The organism is Paenibacillus sp. FSL R7-0272, assembly GCF_037969905.1.
In the GTDB taxonomy this organism is placed as follows: Bacteria; Bacillota; Bacilli; order Paenibacillales; family Paenibacillaceae; genus Paenibacillus; species Paenibacillus polysaccharolyticus.
The window spans coordinates 3098569-3114597 of the sequence record NZ_CP150221.1; the positions used below are offsets into that span (position 1 = coordinate 3098569).

The 16029-nt window shown below is 42.0% G+C and carries 16 protein-coding genes; 13 read left to right on the plus strand and 3 right to left on the minus strand.

Annotation, left to right across the window (positions count from 1 at the left end; all coding sequences use genetic code 11):
* Positions 1–43 precede the first annotated feature (43 nt).
* From MKY23_RS13740 to MKY23_RS13770, 7 genes are all read left to right on the plus strand, one after another.
* A complete protein-coding gene (locus MKY23_RS13740) occupies positions 44–388 on the plus strand; it encodes a YojF family protein (RefSeq protein WP_090915805.1) in 345 nt (114 codons plus the stop codon).
* Between the two features lie 20 nt (positions 389–408).
* A complete protein-coding gene (bshB2, locus tag MKY23_RS13745) occupies positions 409–1086 on the plus strand; it encodes a bacillithiol biosynthesis deacetylase BshB2 (RefSeq protein WP_154889229.1) in 678 nt (225 codons plus the stop codon).
* Positions 1087–1368: 282 nt separating this feature from the next.
* Complete coding sequence (locus MKY23_RS13750) at positions 1369–2766, plus strand: NosD domain-containing protein (protein WP_339838891.1); 1398 nt, start codon at positions 1369–1371, stop codon at positions 2764–2766.
* Positions 2763–3365, plus strand: coding sequence for a nitrous oxide reductase accessory protein NosL (locus MKY23_RS13755; protein ID WP_261771619.1), 603 nt, complete (start codon positions 2763–2765; stop codon positions 3363–3365). The genes MKY23_RS13750 and MKY23_RS13755 overlap by 4 nt, the downstream gene beginning before the upstream one ends.
* Before the next feature lie 24 nt (positions 3366–3389).
* A complete protein-coding gene (locus MKY23_RS13760; protein ID WP_339838895.1) occupies positions 3390–4211 on the plus strand; it encodes an ABC transporter permease in 822 nt (273 codons plus the stop codon).
* Positions 4204–4917, plus strand: coding sequence for a heme ABC exporter ATP-binding protein CcmA (ccmA, locus tag MKY23_RS13765; protein ID WP_339838898.1), 714 nt, complete (start codon positions 4204–4206; stop codon positions 4915–4917). The genes MKY23_RS13760 and ccmA overlap by 8 nt, the downstream gene beginning before the upstream one ends.
* Positions 4918–4930: 13 nt before the next feature.
* Entirely contained in the window at positions 4931–5524 is a 594-nt protein-coding gene (locus MKY23_RS13770) for a redoxin domain-containing protein (protein ID WP_339838901.1), read from the plus strand.
* Positions 5525–5599: 75 nt separating this feature from the next.
* Here MKY23_RS13770 and MKY23_RS13775 read toward each other — a convergent pair whose 3' ends face one another.
* Complete coding sequence (locus tag MKY23_RS13775; protein ID WP_339838904.1) at positions 5600–5887, minus strand: hypothetical protein; 288 nt, start codon at positions 5885–5887, stop codon at positions 5600–5602.
* Positions 5888–6323: 436 nt separating this feature from the next.
* Between MKY23_RS13775 and MKY23_RS13780 the strand changes: the two genes are divergently transcribed.
* Positions 6324–7838 carry an FAD-dependent monooxygenase gene (locus tag MKY23_RS13780; RefSeq protein WP_154958630.1) on the plus strand — a complete coding sequence of 505 codons (1515 nt, stop codon included), beginning with the start codon at positions 6324–6326 and terminating at the stop codon, positions 7836–7838.
* A 262-nt stretch (positions 7839–8100) separates the two neighbouring features.
* Here the strand turns inward: MKY23_RS13780 and MKY23_RS13785 are convergent, their stop codons facing one another.
* Positions 8101–8673 carry a flavin reductase family protein gene (locus MKY23_RS13785; RefSeq protein ID WP_154958629.1) on the minus strand — a complete coding sequence of 191 codons (573 nt, stop codon included), beginning with the start codon at positions 8671–8673 and terminating at the stop codon, positions 8101–8103.
* Between the two features lie 125 nt (positions 8674–8798).
* Between MKY23_RS13785 and MKY23_RS13790 the strand changes: the two genes are divergently transcribed.
* The 4 genes from MKY23_RS13790 (at position 8799) to MKY23_RS13805 (ending at position 12965) form a co-directional block, all read left to right on the plus strand.
* Positions 8799–9143: a helix-turn-helix domain-containing protein gene (locus MKY23_RS13790; protein WP_154958628.1), complete on the plus strand. Its 345-nt coding sequence runs from the start codon at positions 8799–8801 to the stop codon at positions 9141–9143.
* 235 nt (positions 9144–9378) lie between these two features.
* Positions 9379–10059 carry an MBL fold metallo-hydrolase gene (locus tag MKY23_RS13795; RefSeq protein WP_261764559.1) on the plus strand — a complete coding sequence of 227 codons (681 nt, stop codon included), beginning with the start codon at positions 9379–9381 and terminating at the stop codon, positions 10057–10059.
* A gap of 302 nt (positions 10060–10361) precedes the next feature.
* Positions 10362–11786 (plus strand): 6-phospho-beta-glucosidase, encoded by a 1425-nt coding sequence (ascB, locus tag MKY23_RS13800; RefSeq protein WP_154958627.1) that lies wholly within the window; start codon positions 10362–10364, stop codon positions 11784–11786.
* A gap of 3 nt (positions 11787–11789) precedes the next feature.
* Positions 11790–12965 (plus strand): MFS transporter, encoded by a 1176-nt coding sequence (locus MKY23_RS13805; protein WP_154958626.1) that lies wholly within the window; start codon positions 11790–11792, stop codon positions 12963–12965.
* Positions 12966–13067: 102 nt separating this feature from the next.
* On the opposite strand, the gene MKY23_RS13810 is transcribed toward MKY23_RS13805, so the two are convergent.
* Positions 13068–13811, minus strand: coding sequence for a MurR/RpiR family transcriptional regulator (locus MKY23_RS13810; protein WP_154889211.1), 744 nt, complete (start codon positions 13809–13811; stop codon positions 13068–13070).
* A 266-nt stretch (positions 13812–14077) separates the two neighbouring features.
* Here MKY23_RS13810 and MKY23_RS13815 point away from each other — a divergent pair, with 266 nt between their 5' ends.
* Entirely contained in the window at positions 14078–15961 is a 1884-nt protein-coding gene (locus tag MKY23_RS13815) for a beta-glucoside-specific PTS transporter subunit IIABC (RefSeq protein ID WP_339838916.1), read from the plus strand.
* Positions 15962–16029: the final 68 nt, after the last annotated feature.

Below are 16029 nucleotides of genomic sequence, written 5' to 3' on the forward strand. Positions count from 1 at the left end.
GATAAAATGGAGCTCATACTTTACAAGAAATAAGGAGGCCGTCATGCAACTGATACAACCACAAGATATCCAGCTTCGGCTCGATCGCCTTGTTGATCAGGATGTATATATGCATCTTGAGATGACAACGGGCGCTTACGCTCAACATTACGATAGTTCACGGCATCCGGCTTCAGCTTTTATCACCAATGCCGCCATTCGATATACACAGGGCTCCATTTCAGGTGAGGGACCTTACCGTGTCGGTCTCAAGACGACAGATGGCTGGGTGTATGCTGAAGGGCTAACCCATATTGATGAGCAGGAACAAGATAGATTGATTATGGCCGGCCATGACACCCAGGGCAAACTGGTTGTGGCTCTGCAGCTGAGCCGGGAGAAGTTCTAATGGAAGTGGAGGAACAACATATGACAAAGAATGCACACGATGAGCATCAACGCATCCTGGTGGTTTATCCTCATCCAGACGACGAAGCATTCTCCGTATCGGGCACGTTAGCCAAATACATTGATTCAGGAGCACACGTTACATATGCTTGTCTGACTTTGGGTGAGATGGGGCGTAACATGGGCATACCGCCGTTTGCGAACCGTGTGACCCTGCCATCTATCCGCAAAGATGAGCTTATTGAAGCGGCTAGTGCGATTGGTATTCAAGATTTAAGAATGCTCGGATTTCATGATAAAATGGTAGAGTTTGAAGATCCTCAATTGCTCGATGGCAGCATTATGGCTCTTCTTGAGGAGATTAAGCCATCACTGATCTTTACATTTTATCCTGGATACAGTGTTCACCCCGATCATGATGCGACAGGAGCTGCGGTGATCAGGGTTGTTAGCCGTCTACCGCTGGAAGAGCGTCCTGTCGTTCACTGCGTAGCCTTTTCTAATAATCATGAGCAGCATATTGGCAAGCCAGATGTAACCGTAGATGTCTCCCAATTTCTGGCGCAAAAGCTGGCTTCGATTCGTGCCCACCGCTCGCAATTTCAAGCCGCAGAGTTGCTTGGTAATCGCAAGCTGAACGATGAAGAACTTCAAGCACGCTTTGGACGTGAGCGGTTCTGGACCTATCGATTTGCATAAGTTGAAACTTACTAAAGTCGCCAATTTGGCGGCTTTTTTTCATTCAATCACAATTTGGACACAAAAATAAGCAAGCTATAGCCTGATGGGGCTATATGGGAAATTTATCATTTTCGATACACTGTGTGAAGGACTGGGATCACACGATACTGTGACAACAATAAGAAGGAACTGGAGGAACGTGGTGATGATATGGATGCAAAATACAGGAGAATTGGGGGCTTACACATTCTGAACGTGAGAGATCGATGGAAGAACAATAACAAAAATACAATCAAAAATATGAACAGTAATAAACGATTCAATATCCGTAGACATGCACTGATTACTCTGATCGGGATTGGACTGGGGTTGCTTTCCGTGTTCCAAACTGTTGTTAATGCTACTGGAGTCACTGGAGATCGTGAACCCGTCCTGCTTCAGCCCATCATAAACCAAGCGGATGCCGGAGCGGTTATTCATCTTGAACCTGGTCGATATGAAGGCCCCGTTCTCATCTCTAAAGCACTCACTTTAATTGGGGATGATTCGGCTATCATCCATAATGAACAGGAACAAAGTGCGATATCCATTCAGGCGGAAGGTGTGAAATTGGAAGGGTTTACAATCGAACATAACGGCCGTCAGCCAGCAGCAGCTGTGCAGATTACGGGCAGCAATAACGAAGTATCTGACCTTAAGCTTCGTACCAAGGGAGCTGGTTTGCTTCTACGTGATGCGACTACTTCTGTAATACGAAATAATTCAATTCAATGGGCAGGTGCAAGCACAGTATCCAGCAGTCAAAAAGGCAACGGGATCGATCTCTACAATTCGCATAACAGTAGGATTGAAGGGAATCAGATTGAGGGCGTGCTCGATAGCATCTATGTGGAGAACAGCCGAAACGTAGCGGTGAACAATAATCGTTTCATTCAAACCAGGTACGGTATTCATTGCATGTATATCGATGGATCATCTGTTACGAATAACACAGGAGAAGGTAACATGACAGGTGCCATGATCATGGGGGTTAAAAATACAGTTATATCAGGCAATACCTTTCGCAAACAAAGTTCAAATGTTCATTCGCAAGGTATCTTGCTCTATGACGTGCATCAGTCCAAGATCTACGGCAATACAGTAGAGGGCAATCGCGTGGGTATGAATATAGCTGAATCCTCGGGCAATGAAATTGATGACAACGGTGTAATCCGTAATTTCGTTGGAATTCAGATGGTGCTCGCTGAAGGAAATCAATTTACGCAAAATCGATTTGTTTCCAACGTTATTGATGCCTCGACAATGGACAGTCAGGATAATATTTTGAAAGAAAACTATTGGGATTCCTTTCAGGGATTGGATCTGAATCAGGATGGAATCAGCGAGCTTTCCTATGCAATCAACCCGTTCTACGAACAAATAATAAGCAGAAATGCAGCATATCAACTGTTTTTTCAATCCCCGGGCATGGTCTTTCTCAGTGAACTGCACTCGGAAGGGAAAAGCAACTGGACAACAGATGAATCACCGCAGATGAGCATTGTGAAAAAGCATAGTGAAGTTGTAGCAACATCGGGAACATCCGAGACAGATAGAACAAATGCGGGAAAAAGATCAAGTCCTGTTACGATAATTGGTTTACTTTTACTTGGTTTGTCTGCTAGTACGATGATCTATATGGGGGTATGGAGAAAATGAATAAACGATGGATTTGGGCAATGGTGTTGCTGTTAGGGACTTTGATGTTAACGGCTTGTGGGCAGAAGTATGCGGCTGTGCCCATTAATGAGGACGTGGATATCTGTGCGATCTGTAACATGCAGGTAAAGGATGATGCGTTTGCCACACAGCTTACAACGAAGGACGGTAAAAACTTCAAGTTCGATGACCTTGGCTGCATGAATGAATGGAAAAAAGAAAACGGCACAGACAACATTGGCATGGACTATGTGCGTGATTATAACGATAAGGAATGGATCGAATTCAATAAAGCGACCTATGTATATGACCCTTCACTCAGAACACCCATGGCTTATGGCATTGTTAACTTCAAGGATAAAGCTTCTGCCGAGGCATTCGTGGCCGAGCAGGGTGTAGGCAAGGTTATGACTGCGGATGAACTTGCTTCTCACGATTGGACTCAGAATATGGATAACATGAATATGGACGGAGACGGGCACGGACATGGTCACGATGAGGGCGGGACGGATCAAGGCTCGAAGCATGATATGGGAGAAGAGATGAGCAAAGATATGCATCAAGAAGGTGAGTCGAAAGAAGGATCAGGCAGCCACTGATGCTGATAGGGGGTGCTGAAGCCGATGTCTGATATGTTACAAATAACAAAACGAGAGTTGAAAACGGGGTTTCGTAACCCCTGGTCATATTCGTTTCTCGTTCTTTTTTGCACATTTAGCTTAAGTTTATTACTACTAAATGCACAGAATCCAATAGAAGGATACTCGGGAACGACAGGTTCTATGCTGAACCTCATTCTCTATCTTTTGCCGCTAATGACGCTTTTTCTGGGTTCATTCTCATTGACTGCTGAAAAGGAAGACGGAAGCTGGCAGCTTCTATCGACGTATCCCATCGGTACGTTATCGTTCATTACAGGCAAATATCTCGGACTAGCCGCGGTGCTGCTACTCATCGTGACATTTGGCTACGGCCTGATGGGGCTCGTTAGCGGGTTGCTTGGCAATCCGATCAATCTACTGACCTATCTACTGTTTTTAGCGTTTTCTTGTGGACTTGTGCTGTTATTCCTAAGTGTTGCATTGCTGATCGGCTCACTGTCTCGCAATCGCTGGCAAGCTTTAACGATTTCCGTATCGATCTGGTTCTTTGCCGTTATTGGCTGGCCTACATTATTACTTGCGATATTAGGGCTAATGCCGTACCTCTGGATAAAACCGTTGCTGGTGGTGTTAACCTTTTTGAACCCGGCTGAATTGGTACGGCTGTTTATTGTGATCAAGCTCGGTGGCGGTTCTATACTGGGGCCTGAGTATTATCAATGGGTAACGTGGGTGCAACAGCCGAGCGGCAGTGTCATATTTATTGGAATGTGCTTGTTATGGGTGAGTTGCTCGATCCTTGTTGTTTACGTTATATGGGAAAGGGGGCGTTCCCGTGCTTGAAGCGGAAGTTATCGTGAACGGTTTAGACAAACAAATCAAAAGTCAAAAAATTGTAGATAATATCTCCTTCCGACTTGGTTCTGGTCAGGTACTTGCCGTATGCGGCGGGAACGGTGCAGGCAAAAGCACCTTGTTACGTATGCTGGCAGGCATTCTGCGTCCATCGTCAGGAGAGATCCAGGTGAATAACGTCCGCTGGTCACAGGATCGCAAACGGTATGCGAATCAGATTGGGTATATGCCGGATGATTATCAGTTCAGCCAAGGTCTTACGGCCGAGGAATCTTTATTATTCTGGGCATCTCTGCGTAAACTTCCCCGAGATAGGGTGCAGGAAGTATTAGTGATGGTTGGACTTGACGGGCAAAAACATAAACGGGTAACGACCTTTTCCAAAGGGATGCGGCAGCGTGTATTGTTTGCTCAGGCGATGCTTGCAAAGCCTGCTCTTCTGATCATGGACGAGCCTACCAATGGACTGGACCCCTTCTGGATGCAGGAGTTCGTACATTTGCTGAGAGGTATCAAACAGGAAGGACATATGGTTGTGTTCTCCACACATCAGCTTGAAGTGGCCAATGACATCGCAGATCAAGTGATGTTTATGAATCAAGGTTGTAATGTGGGGGAAGGCACCGTAGAAGATATTCGGAATCAGTATGGTTCACTTCATGCTGCTTTTCATCAGAGTCTAGGAATAAGGTGAAGGTGATGTGAACATGCATAACAAGCCGCAAAATATGGATACGAACAGTGCACAACAGGACGGACAAAAAAAGACAGGGTCGAAAATAAGATGGGTTGTTACGATGTTGATTGCACTGGCAGCATTGGCTACAGGTATATGGGCTGGGCTGGCAAATTTATCGGACTCTGATTCGAAAAGTAGGAATCTAATTCGTACAGAAGTCGAGGCTCCTGATTTTACAGCAGTTAATTCTAAAGGGGAGCAAGTCCAGTTGTCTGATTACCGGGGCAAAGCCGTGATGATTAACTTCTGGGCATCATGGTGCACGCCTTGTGTAAGGGAAATGCCCTTGGTTCACGAGCTAGCGCAGCAAAATCAAAATAAGGTGGAGACACTGTTTGTTAACGTGGGGGAGAGCAAGGGCACAATTAACGAGTTTATGAAAAGTCATCGGTTCGATTTTCCAGTGATCATTGACGCAACGGGTAAAGTATCCAAGCTGTACCGTATCACTGGCCTACCAGCCACAATGGTTATTGACCAAGTGGGACAGTTTAGCCATATTTTGCTCGGTGAACTGACAGAGGATATTCCTTTGCAGCAATGGCTAGAGGAAAGTATGTAAATGTTGATGATTAGCCAAATGAAGCAAATACAACTCACTCTAAAATCAGGCATTGATTTGAAAGTGAGTTGTTTGCTATTCCAACATGATTTTCTCATTAACCATTTGATAATAATACTCATCCATCTGTTCTGCCGTAATATCTTCTTCAAGATGATATATCCACCACGTCACAAGTAAACTAATGACTCCTGAATGATATTCGGCTAAAAGTTCAATTGGAGCTGAAAGCTGTTTACCTCTTCGTTTTAGTTCGAGAAAATCTCTTCTGGAAATATCTCCGATATAAGTTTTGAAAAAATCAGTAAATCCTTTATCATTCTTCTGATTTTGAACAATCGGTTCTAATAAATTCTCCAACATGAATCTGGATAGGCTTTGTAAGGGCTGCCGTAGCCGATCTTCTATATTCATGTGTAAATAATCCTGAAGCACCCAGGTTAGTGTCGAGTGTAACAGTGCAAATTTATCCTCGAAATGTTTGTAAAATGTGGTACGGTGAACCATCGCTCTGTCGCATATTTCATTAATCGTGATATTACTGAATGATTGTCCTTGCTCGGATAACAGATCTTTAAAGGCAGTGGTTAACAACTTTTTAGTTCGGGCAACTCTTAAATCAACCTTTTTCTCTATAATTTCATCTACACCTCCTGGTTATCGTAGTTTAACTATACAGCGTCTTTATATTGATTCTTACATAAGAGAGATTTTGATTATATATTGGTATTATAAGTAATATTTTTAGTGATCTACAACCGTACATTCAATATAATTCTGAAGAAAGGATGAAGTTGAAATGTCTGACATGAAAAAAGCGATAGTCATTGGGGCAGGGATTGCAGGGTTGATTACTGCCAGAATGTTAGCTGACTATTATGACGAGGTATGTGTGATTGAAAGGGATGAGTTCCCTTTGGATCCAGATAACAGGCAGGGTGTACCTCAGTCATTTCATCCACACCGTGTACAACCACGTGGCGCACTTATTATGGAGCATTACTTCCCGGGATACAATGATGAGTTAATACAGATGGGAGCGATATCTTCGCATGATGAGCAGTTCCAGATTGCTAACCGATACGGCACATTAGTCAACAAGGAGGACTCTTCTTCGTTTAAAATTGCATCGTGTAGCAGAGCTTTGCTGGAATGGGTGCTGCGCAAGCGAATCCAGAACATGCCTCAGATCGGCTTTTTAACAAGCAAGGAAGTGACTGGACTTATCGTATCTGACGATCAGCGTACCGTCACAGGCGTGTATACCAAAGAAAGAAGTGGAGAAAAGAAGGAAGAGCAAATTCCAGCAAATATGGTTATTGATGCTTCTGGACGTTCCTCCAAGATCATCAGATGGCTTAATAAGATCGGATTAACAGTACCAGAGCCTGAAGTGCTTAAGGTATCTCTTGGTTACAGTACCCGGTATTACAAAATAAAACGCTCCATTCCGAACGAATGGGTGCTGTCTGACTCCGATCCTGAGCGAGGTATTCGTGCAAGTATATTTACGCGTATTGAGGATGATATTGCTGGACTCATTCTTTTTAATGCAGGAGGAGATGAATACCCGTCTACTCAGCCGGAGGAGTTTCAAGAACAAATCAAACTTCTGTTTACTGGGGATAAAATCGTCGAACTCATGGAGCAATTAGAACCCTTGCAAGGGCCTAGAGGATACCGTATTTCCGAGTCTGTTCGTCAGCATTTTGAATTGATGGAGAATTGGCCCGCGGGCTTACTCGTCCTGGGTGACGCACTGTGTGGTTTCGATCCTATTCACGGACAAGGCATAACTGTTGCCGCGATTGAAGCCGAGACGTTAGGGAAATGTCTGGAAGAACAGCGCATACAACCTGAACCACAGTTTGAGCGTAAGGTGTTACAGCGTATGCAGCAGGCCATTGAGCCGGCTTGGTGGCTTAGTTCTGTGGCTGACATGCGTTGGAAAGGGGTGGAACATGGAGGGGCGTTCGAACTGAAAGGAGTTAACTTTGCTCAGAAATATATCAACTTATTTACGAAGAAAGCGATGCAAAAAGCGGATCAGGAAAAAGACAACTCTCTCTTTTTTATGCAATTCCTGATGAATGCACTGATTCTTCCTCCAAGTGAATATTTTAATAGTGACGTGCTGAACATGATTCTGAACGATAGTGGTTCAGAAGAGGAGATGGAATTAAGGGCAGAGCTTGGTGTACATGATTCTGATTTGTTCCAGCAAAGATTGGATGAGATTCTTCCATCATTTGAACTGGAGTATGATGAGCAGATTAAACAACTGCTGGAATCACTTCAGCCTGCGATGAGCTAACCCTTTCATTGTAAAGTATTACTAGCTTCCTTAACCATTGAATATGCTTTTAAGCGGAATTTGACTTATCATTAATAGTGAAAGATGAACTTAGCTTTAACCCCAAAACACAAAAAGAGTCGCTTTTAGTAGCTACTTTTTTTGTGTTTTTTTGTATATTTCAAAAAAGATTCCCCTGTTCGTACTGAGAAAATTTATATTATCTCTTTGATCATTTCATGTAACCAAAATGGAAGTTGAGAGTTTTCTTTACGGATGTAATTTAGTCTTTACCAGGTCCGTGATTAAACTTAGTACCTTTTCCAATAGCATAGAATTGACCACCAGCCACATAGTGTATTGTACGCAATTCATCAGGAGCATCATCAAAAATCCAATGTCCGTTGTTGAATACTCGATCATCACTCCAAGCACCGACAATTTCACCCATGAAAAGATCAAGTTCTTGTTCATTTTGAGCATTGGGGATAACCTTGCATACTAGCCAGCCAGCGGAACCTTCAACTAGTGGTAAATCAAACTCTTCTTGGTAAAAGATTGGGATATGTTCAAGTTTGTTGTCTACATTTTTAGAACTGTGCTCACCAACATACAAGACCGTTTCCATTTGTTGAACAGTTGGAACATGAACTACGTAGTAACCACTCTTTTCAACGAGTTCACGTGTGAAAGCTTGTTTGCCAATATATGCCATCACTTTATTATTTCCCACCAGACCGACCCAAGCGGCTGCCATTACATTTTCTATCCCATCGTGTTTAGCAGAAATCATGGTTGTTGGACCTACTTGCAATAAACGGTATGCTTTCTTTAAATCAACAGGCTTAATTGCCATTATTTATTCACCTTTTCATTATTAGCTTATTTTCTTGTTGAACACTGATGTATAGTATAATGCAAGCATAAAAAAAGAATAGTATGCACTTTTTAGTGAGATACTATCCAAAAGGAGAGTATTAGATGATTCCAAGTAAAGCAAAAAATGAAAAAGAAGACAGCAATGAATCATTTGTGTATACCTTATCGCTAATTAGTGGTAAATGGAAATTACATATCTTATTTTTACTACTGAAGGAAGACATTATGCGTTATGGTGAGTTGAAAAGAGCGCTTCAAGGAATTACACACAAAATGCTCAGTAATCAATTAAAAGAGCTGGAGGCTGATTCGCTCATTACACGCCATGAATACTCACAAGTGCCGCCTAAAGTTGAGTATTACCTTTCAGAGCGTGGCAAGTCCCTCATCCCTGCTCTGCAAGAGCTATGCAAGTGGGGAGTAGATCATATGGATGATGAACTATAAGTTGCGAGTCATTCTGAATACAGCACTAAATAGTGAGAAACCCGGGTGAATTATAACCTTGGGTTTCTTTCATTTTCAAATGAAAACGTACAAAAAAGAGGACGAGAAGGCATCTTTTTAGCTGCACTTGTAGCATCAAGTACCAAACCAATAAGAGAGTGAGTCTGAATAAGTGTTGACTTCTGACTTACTTTAAGTAATATAATATCTTTACGAATTGAAGGAGTGAATGTGAATGTCTATGTCTCAACCGAATACCGGAATCAAAACGATAAAACTTGAAATGGAATATTATGGAGAACCATTTATAGTATATCCAACATTGTTATGGGATGAACAGAATGTAGTGCTCGTTGATACGGGCATTCCTGGGCAATTGGCACAAATTCGTACGTTACTCGAAAAGGAGAATTTCAGTTTCAATAAGCTGACGCATATCATCATCACGCATCAAGATGGGGATCACATTGGCAGTCTGCCGGAATTAGTTGAGGCAAGAGGGAGCGAGGTGACGGTACTTGCACATGAGGAGACTGTACCCTATTTGACCGGAAGCATTCCGCTTATCAAAAGTAAAGATTTCGCACCGTCCGTGCACGTTCATACCGCATTAAAGGATGGAGATATCCTGCCCTTGGCAGGTGGTATTCAAGTCGTCTTTACACCAGGACACACACCAGATCATATATCGCTATATCATATTCCAACCCAAACGTTAATTGCTGGTGACGCTTTAAATGCGGAAGATGGTCGTCTCTTGTCCTTTAATGACGAGCAAACTTTGGATCATACGACTGCGCTAGAGTCAATTGCCAAACTGTTAGAGCTTGATATTAAAAAAGTGATTACGTATCATGGTCACGAAGTTACGAATCAGATTAAGGAAAGTCTTCAGAAATTTGTAGATATGAAATAACTTATCATGAATGAAGTCGTCATTTTGGCGGCTTTTTTATTTTGTTACATAACTATATGATGGCATAGTTGAATTCAGTTACCCTTTAGCTTGCGCGCAGCAACCTCGTGAAACACTGTGTTACTTTTATGTTACAAATGTGAATCTCTGATACCTTGTACTAAATACGAAATAACATGTATTTTATGCATTAATCTATGTAACATAAGTTGTGAAAACAAATACAAGATAAAAAACCGATACAGCGTGATTCGTTTTATATCCAGATCCGCAGAAGGTTTAAAAGAAAGGTGGCTTACCAAATGAGTCAAGCATTTCAATTTCCTAACGGTTTTTTGTGGGGAGGTTCCGTCTCTGCAAACCAAATAGAAGGTGCATATCAAGAAGATGGAAAAGGACTTTCCATTCAGGATATCATGCCAAACGGCATTCAGACACCTCCGACGAATGAACCAACAGAGGATAATATGAAGTTATTTGCGATTGACTTCTATCACCGATATAAAGAGGATATTAAACTCCTTTCCGAAATGGGTTTCAAAGTTTTTCGTACGTCGATAGCTTGGTCCAGAATCTTCCCAAAAGGGGATGAACTTGAGCCAAACGAAAAAGGTCTCCAATTTTACGATGATCTCTTTGACGAGTGCCTGAAATACGGGATTGAACCTTTAGTTACAATCTCTCATTATGAGACTCCGTTACATCTCGTTAGAGAATACGATGGCTGGGCGAACCGAAAAATGGTCGATTTCTATGAACAATATGTGCGAACCATTTTTGAAAGATACAAAAACAAAGTGAAGTATTGGCTCACATTTAACGAGATTAATTCGATTCTTGAACACCCGTTTGCAAGTGGCGGGATTAACACCCCTAAGGATCAACTTAGCAAACAGGCCCTGTACCAAGCGGTTCACCACGAGTTTGTTGCAAGTGCACTGGCGGTTAAAATTGGGCACGAAATTAACCCGGATTTCAAAATTGGTTGTATGGTCATTGCTATGCCGATTTACCCGTTGACTCCTGACCCTAATGATATGATCAAAGTGATGGACGCGGATCATAAGAATACAGGCTTTACGGATGTTCACGTGCGTGGTTATTACCCGGGTTACATGAAACGTTATTTGAAAGATAACGGAATTACCATTCATTTCGAGCCTGGTGACGAAGAAATTTTGAAAAATACCGTTGATTTTATTTCCTTTAGCTATTATCAAAGCAGTTGCGAAACGGCTGATCCTGCCAAGCAAATTAAAGGAGAAGGAAACCTGATTGGTGGTGTTCCTAATCCGCTCTTGACTGCGAGTGATTGGGGTTGGCAGATTGACCCTCAAGGCTTAAGGTACATCATGAATGCGATGCATGATCGTTATCAGAAGCCATTGTTCATCGTTGAAAATGGATTAGGAGCCGTAGATGAACTGATTACGGACGAAAATGGTAACAAAACCGTTAATGATGACTACCGTATTAACTATTTGAAGGAGCACTTGCTTCAAGTCGCTGAAGCCATTAAAGACGGTGTCGAATTGATGGGATATGCATCATGGGGTTGTATTGACTTGGTTAGTGCAACAACTGCAGAAATGAAAAAACGGTACGGATTCATCTATGTAGATCGTCATGATGATGGTTCAGGAACATTGGAACGCTATCGTAAGAAGTCCTTCCACTGGTACAAAGATGTCATTGAAAGCAACGGGAGCAGTTTGTTTCGGGAGTAGAAGATGAGAAAAAAAAGTATATTTTTAATTATTGCATTATTTGTTGCTACATTGAATTTGCGCCCAGCTATTAATTCCATATCTCCACTGCTAGATACGATTCGGGAAGATTTGGGGATGAGCGCTGCACTAGCCAGTTTGCTAACGTCAATACCTGTATTATGTATGGGCGTATTTTCACCTTTTGCCGTCAAAGCAAGTGGGAGATGGGGAATAGAGCGAATCATTGGATATTCCCTGATTGTGGTGGGAATCGGAATAGCCACTCGGCTATTTACACAGTCTACGTCCGTTTTACTTTTATCTGCATTGATCGTAGGTATCGGGATCGCTTCGATTGGCCCGTTAACTTCAGGCTTTATAAAAAAGTATTTTCCCGATCATGTTCCATCTATGATTGCACTCTATAGTATTGCAATCACTGTAGGGGCTGCGGGCAGTTCAATGGTATCCATTCCCTTAGAGGCATATTTCAATTCTTGGCAGATCGCAGTAGGAGGGTGGGCAGTAGTTGCCTTTGTAGCAGCGATCATGTGGTGGATCATGGTGAAGCCGCGATCTGAATCTGCTCATGTGAGTGGAATAAAAGAACGTCCGCAAATTAAACTTCCCTGGGGAAATAGAAGAGCATGGACGATTACGCTCTCATTTGGATTAATGGCGATGTTGTTTTATTCTTTTACAGCGTGGCTCCCGTTGATGATTCAGGAAATGGGGTATAGCAAATCCTATGCAACGTTTTGTCTGACCATATTTGTTGTCATCCAAATTCCGATTAGCTTTGTACTTCCTGTATTATTGAAGAACTTTCCTTCAAGAAGAGTATGGTTGGTTGGTGAATCTCTGTTCATGATTGTTGGGTTGGTTTTATTGATGATGAATTTCATGCCGATGGTTTCCGTTATACTCTTTGGAGTTGGGGCAGGGGGCTTGTTCACTTTAAACCTGATGTTACCGATTGATTCTACAACCAATGTGAACGATGCTACTTCTTGGTCAGCGATGCAGCAATCTGCTGGATATGTGATTGGAGCGATGGGTCCAATATTGCTAGGCTGGATTCATGATGCTTCACATAGCTTCACACCTGCTATGATTGGAATGATGGTGATCATCATTCTAATGATCATGACACAAATTGCAGCAACACGGAAGAAAAAAGGAATGGAAAGAGCTTAAAGTAAGCATTCATTTGAGAACTATAGCAGCGTAAAAGAGAGTCGAAATGACTCTCTTTTTGTTTACGTAAATTTAGAAAGAATGGATGCTCCACTATAACTCTTATTCTAGTTTTGCAATAAGATTGTAAACCTCTTTGCCTAGCCATTCTAATAAGAAAATAACAGGTGTGTGTGTAGTGAGGTCAATACTTCCGAGATACTCTTCTTTTACATAATATGGAATACATACATCTGAAATTTTAGCCATGGTAGATTGGCGATTATTTGTAATTGCAATAATTTTATGCTTATCCTGCTTGATCCGCTCGAGATAAGGTTGAACATATGGGTTTTCACCTCGCGTAGACAAAGCAATCGTAATACTGTCTTTTTGAATTCTCGTATGAATAGGATAATGAGGATCTTTTATGTACATAGAGAATATCCCTAAATTTGAAAATAACCTAGCTCCATATTCACCCATTACTCCAGAGCTTCCGATACCAATAAAAATGACATTACTTGCTGTAGCAATTAATTTCGCTGCTGCCGAAATTTTTTCCACCAATTCAGGAGATTGAGAATGTTCAAAAAACGCATACACGGCATGATGAGGACTTTTCAACTCTTGCTTCGTTAATTTATCTTTTTGGGAAACGAGCATCTTAAGTTTTACTTTAAATTCGGAAAATCCCTCACATTGATTCTTTCTACAAAATCGCAGAATGGTGGCTGTAGATACATGAGTTTCATTGGCCAGTTCTCTAATACGCATGTAAGCCACTTTTTCCATGTTCTGAGAAATATAGTTGTATAAAGATAGTTCTAAATCGTTATAGGATGAGATTTGCTCACTGGTGAACATAAATATGCACTCCTTAGACCATAGTCAAAATAATAAGTAGCCTGCTTAGACAGTATATATTACCTACGATTTGGAAACAACGTGTTACACTTTTGTAACAAAAATCATTTCGTGTCAAAGCAAACTAAACACTTAAATCATATATATTTTCTTCTCTGTTCTGAGTAACATGACGTTATAACATATGTTTCGCACTTCTATTATATCTGGCCAGACGCGTCCATGGTCAGAGAATACCTTATTCTACGTCGAAGGAGCCTTACAACATGGATAAACAACAATTGTCCAAAGATATTATCAAACTGGTTGGTGGGGAAAAGAATATCGAACAAGTTACACACTGTATGACTCGACTCAGATTCAATCTGAACGATAACAATCAAGCTGACAAAACTACGTTGAAAAACACACCTGGCGTTATGGGTGTAACGGAAAACGGCGGACAGTTTCAGGTGATTATTGGCAATGAAGTTTCCGAAGTGTACAAAGCACTAATGAACAATATGAGCAATAAGCCTAGCGCAGAGAGTGCTCCAAACAGCGAAAAGAAACAAAGGAATCCGATTAGCGCATTGTTTGATTTCATCTCGGGCATGTTCACGCCAATCCTGCCAGCCATTGCTGGCGCAGGTATGATCAAAGGGATCATATCCATTCTGGTGGCTGTTGGTTGGATGACGAATACAAGTTCAACCTATATCATTTTATCCGCCGTTGGCGATGGTGCATTCTACTTCCTGCCTATACTTCTAGCCGTTAGTGCTTCGAAGAAAATGGGTAGCAATGTTTATGTAGGAGCTGCCTTAGCGGCTGGTCTTATGCACCCTACCATTGGAGCCTTGTTTCAAGGGGGGAATACATCGTTTGCAGGGATTACAGTTATTGCTACATCCTATGCTTCATCGGTTATTCCCATCGTCATCGCAATCTGGATCACTGCTTACGTGGAGAGAGCGATAGACCGTATTACGCATGCTTCACTCAAAATGATTATTGTACCAACGGTAACGTTACTTATCATGGTACCACTAACCTTGATCGCGATCGGACCACTGGGTGGTATTATTGGAAACGGTTTATCTGGAGGTATCAGATGGTTATTTGATAACGCATCCATTTTTGCAAGTATTTTGATTGGTGGCACAATGTCTGTACTGATTATTACAGGCATGCATTATGCACTGTTGCCGCTTGCAGTTGGTTCGATTGCAACACTTGGTTACGATTTTATCATTCCGTTGATGTTCGCAGCTAATATGGCCCAGGGTGGTGCTGCATTTGGGGTTGGCTTCAAGTCTAAAAACACCGATACCAAATCACTTTCTTATTCGACAGGACTGACCGCTCTTATGGGGATTACGGAGCCTGCCATGTACGGCATTAACATGAAATTCAAAAAACCATTTATTGCAGCGCTCATTGGGGGCGCAGTCGCTGGAGCGTTTCTGGGAGCCTTTTCGGTTAAAGCCTATTTCATTAGCACAGTAGGTCTTCCGGGAGCTGCCTCATATGTGGGTCCAGACATTAGTAACCTGCTATATGCACTGATTGCTGCTTTAATTGCATTCGTTGTAGCTAGCGTCATTACTTATATTCTGGGCTTCCAGGAAGACGTACCTGCACCATCAGCAACGTCTGGAACTATACCTGTAGTAACTGAAGAGACTAATGTAGTAGCTGAAGATATTAAATTACAGGATGAACAAATATTCAGCCCAATCAGTGGGGAGGTTAAGCCACTTAGCGCGGTTCCAGATCCTGCTTTTTCAGAAGAAATGATGGGTAAAGGATTTGCCATTCAACCTTCAGAAGGACGTGCAGTTTCCCCGGTTAACGGCATAGTATTCTCTGTTTCCAAGAGTGGTCATGCTATTGGTCTCGTAAGTGATCTTGGCGCAGAGATGCTGATTCACATCGGGATTGACACGGTAAAGCTGAAAGGCCAATTTTTCTCGCCAAAGGTACAGGCTGGAGCAAAAGTATCCGTAGGCGACCTATTGATGGAATTTGATCGTGAAGAGATCGAAAAAGCGGGTTACAGCATGATTACGCCGGTCATTATTACAAACATGCATCAATATACCGATGTGGAATCAGCTGGTCGTACCCATATTCTTGAAAAAGAATTGATGTATACAGTCAAAGTTTAATCTGGTTCCTCTGAACAGGGAGAATACTATAAAAAGCCGCAATCCTGCATGATCAGGATTGCGGCTTT

What these genes read in the sequence shown, in the direction of transcription:
- MKY23_RS13750 (WP_339838891.1), top strand. Translation starts at nt 1,369, where the DNA reads ATGAACAGTAATAAACGATTCAATATCCGTAGACATGCACTGATTACT.
- MKY23_RS13740 (WP_090915805.1), top strand. Translation starts at nt 44, where the DNA reads ATGCAACTGATACAACCACAAGATATCCAGCTTCGGCTCGATCGCCTT.
- bshB2 (WP_154889229.1), top strand. Translation starts at nt 409, where the DNA reads ATGACAAAGAATGCACACGATGAGCATCAACGCATCCTGGTGGTTTAT.
- MKY23_RS13785 (WP_154958629.1), bottom strand. Translation starts at nt 8,673, where the DNA reads ATGGCAATTAAGCCTGTTGATTTAAAGAAAGCATACCGTTTATTGCAA.
- MKY23_RS13755 (WP_261771619.1), top strand. Translation starts at nt 2,763, where the DNA reads ATGAATAAACGATGGATTTGGGCAATGGTGTTGCTGTTAGGGACTTTG.
- MKY23_RS13790 (WP_154958628.1), top strand. Translation starts at nt 8,799, where the DNA reads ATGATTCCAAGTAAAGCAAAAAATGAAAAAGAAGACAGCAATGAATCA.
- MKY23_RS13775 (WP_339838904.1), bottom strand. Translation starts at nt 5,887, where the DNA reads ATGTTGGAGAATTTATTAGAACCGATTGTTCAAAATCAGAAGAATGAT.
- MKY23_RS13780 (WP_154958630.1), top strand. Translation starts at nt 6,324, where the DNA reads ATGTCTGACATGAAAAAAGCGATAGTCATTGGGGCAGGGATTGCAGGG.
- MKY23_RS13805 (WP_154958626.1), top strand. Translation starts at nt 11,790, where the DNA reads ATGAGAAAAAAAAGTATATTTTTAATTATTGCATTATTTGTTGCTACA.
- MKY23_RS13795 (WP_261764559.1), top strand. Translation starts at nt 9,379, where the DNA reads ATGTCTATGTCTCAACCGAATACCGGAATCAAAACGATAAAACTTGAA.
- MKY23_RS13815 (WP_339838916.1), top strand. Translation starts at nt 14,078, where the DNA reads ATGGATAAACAACAATTGTCCAAAGATATTATCAAACTGGTTGGTGGG.
- MKY23_RS13760 (WP_339838895.1), top strand. Translation starts at nt 3,390, where the DNA reads ATGTCTGATATGTTACAAATAACAAAACGAGAGTTGAAAACGGGGTTT.
- ascB (WP_154958627.1), top strand. Translation starts at nt 10,362, where the DNA reads ATGAGTCAAGCATTTCAATTTCCTAACGGTTTTTTGTGGGGAGGTTCC.
- MKY23_RS13770 (WP_339838901.1), top strand. Translation starts at nt 4,931, where the DNA reads ATGCATAACAAGCCGCAAAATATGGATACGAACAGTGCACAACAGGAC.
- MKY23_RS13810 (WP_154889211.1), bottom strand. Translation starts at nt 13,811, where the DNA reads ATGTTCACCAGTGAGCAAATCTCATCCTATAACGATTTAGAACTATCT.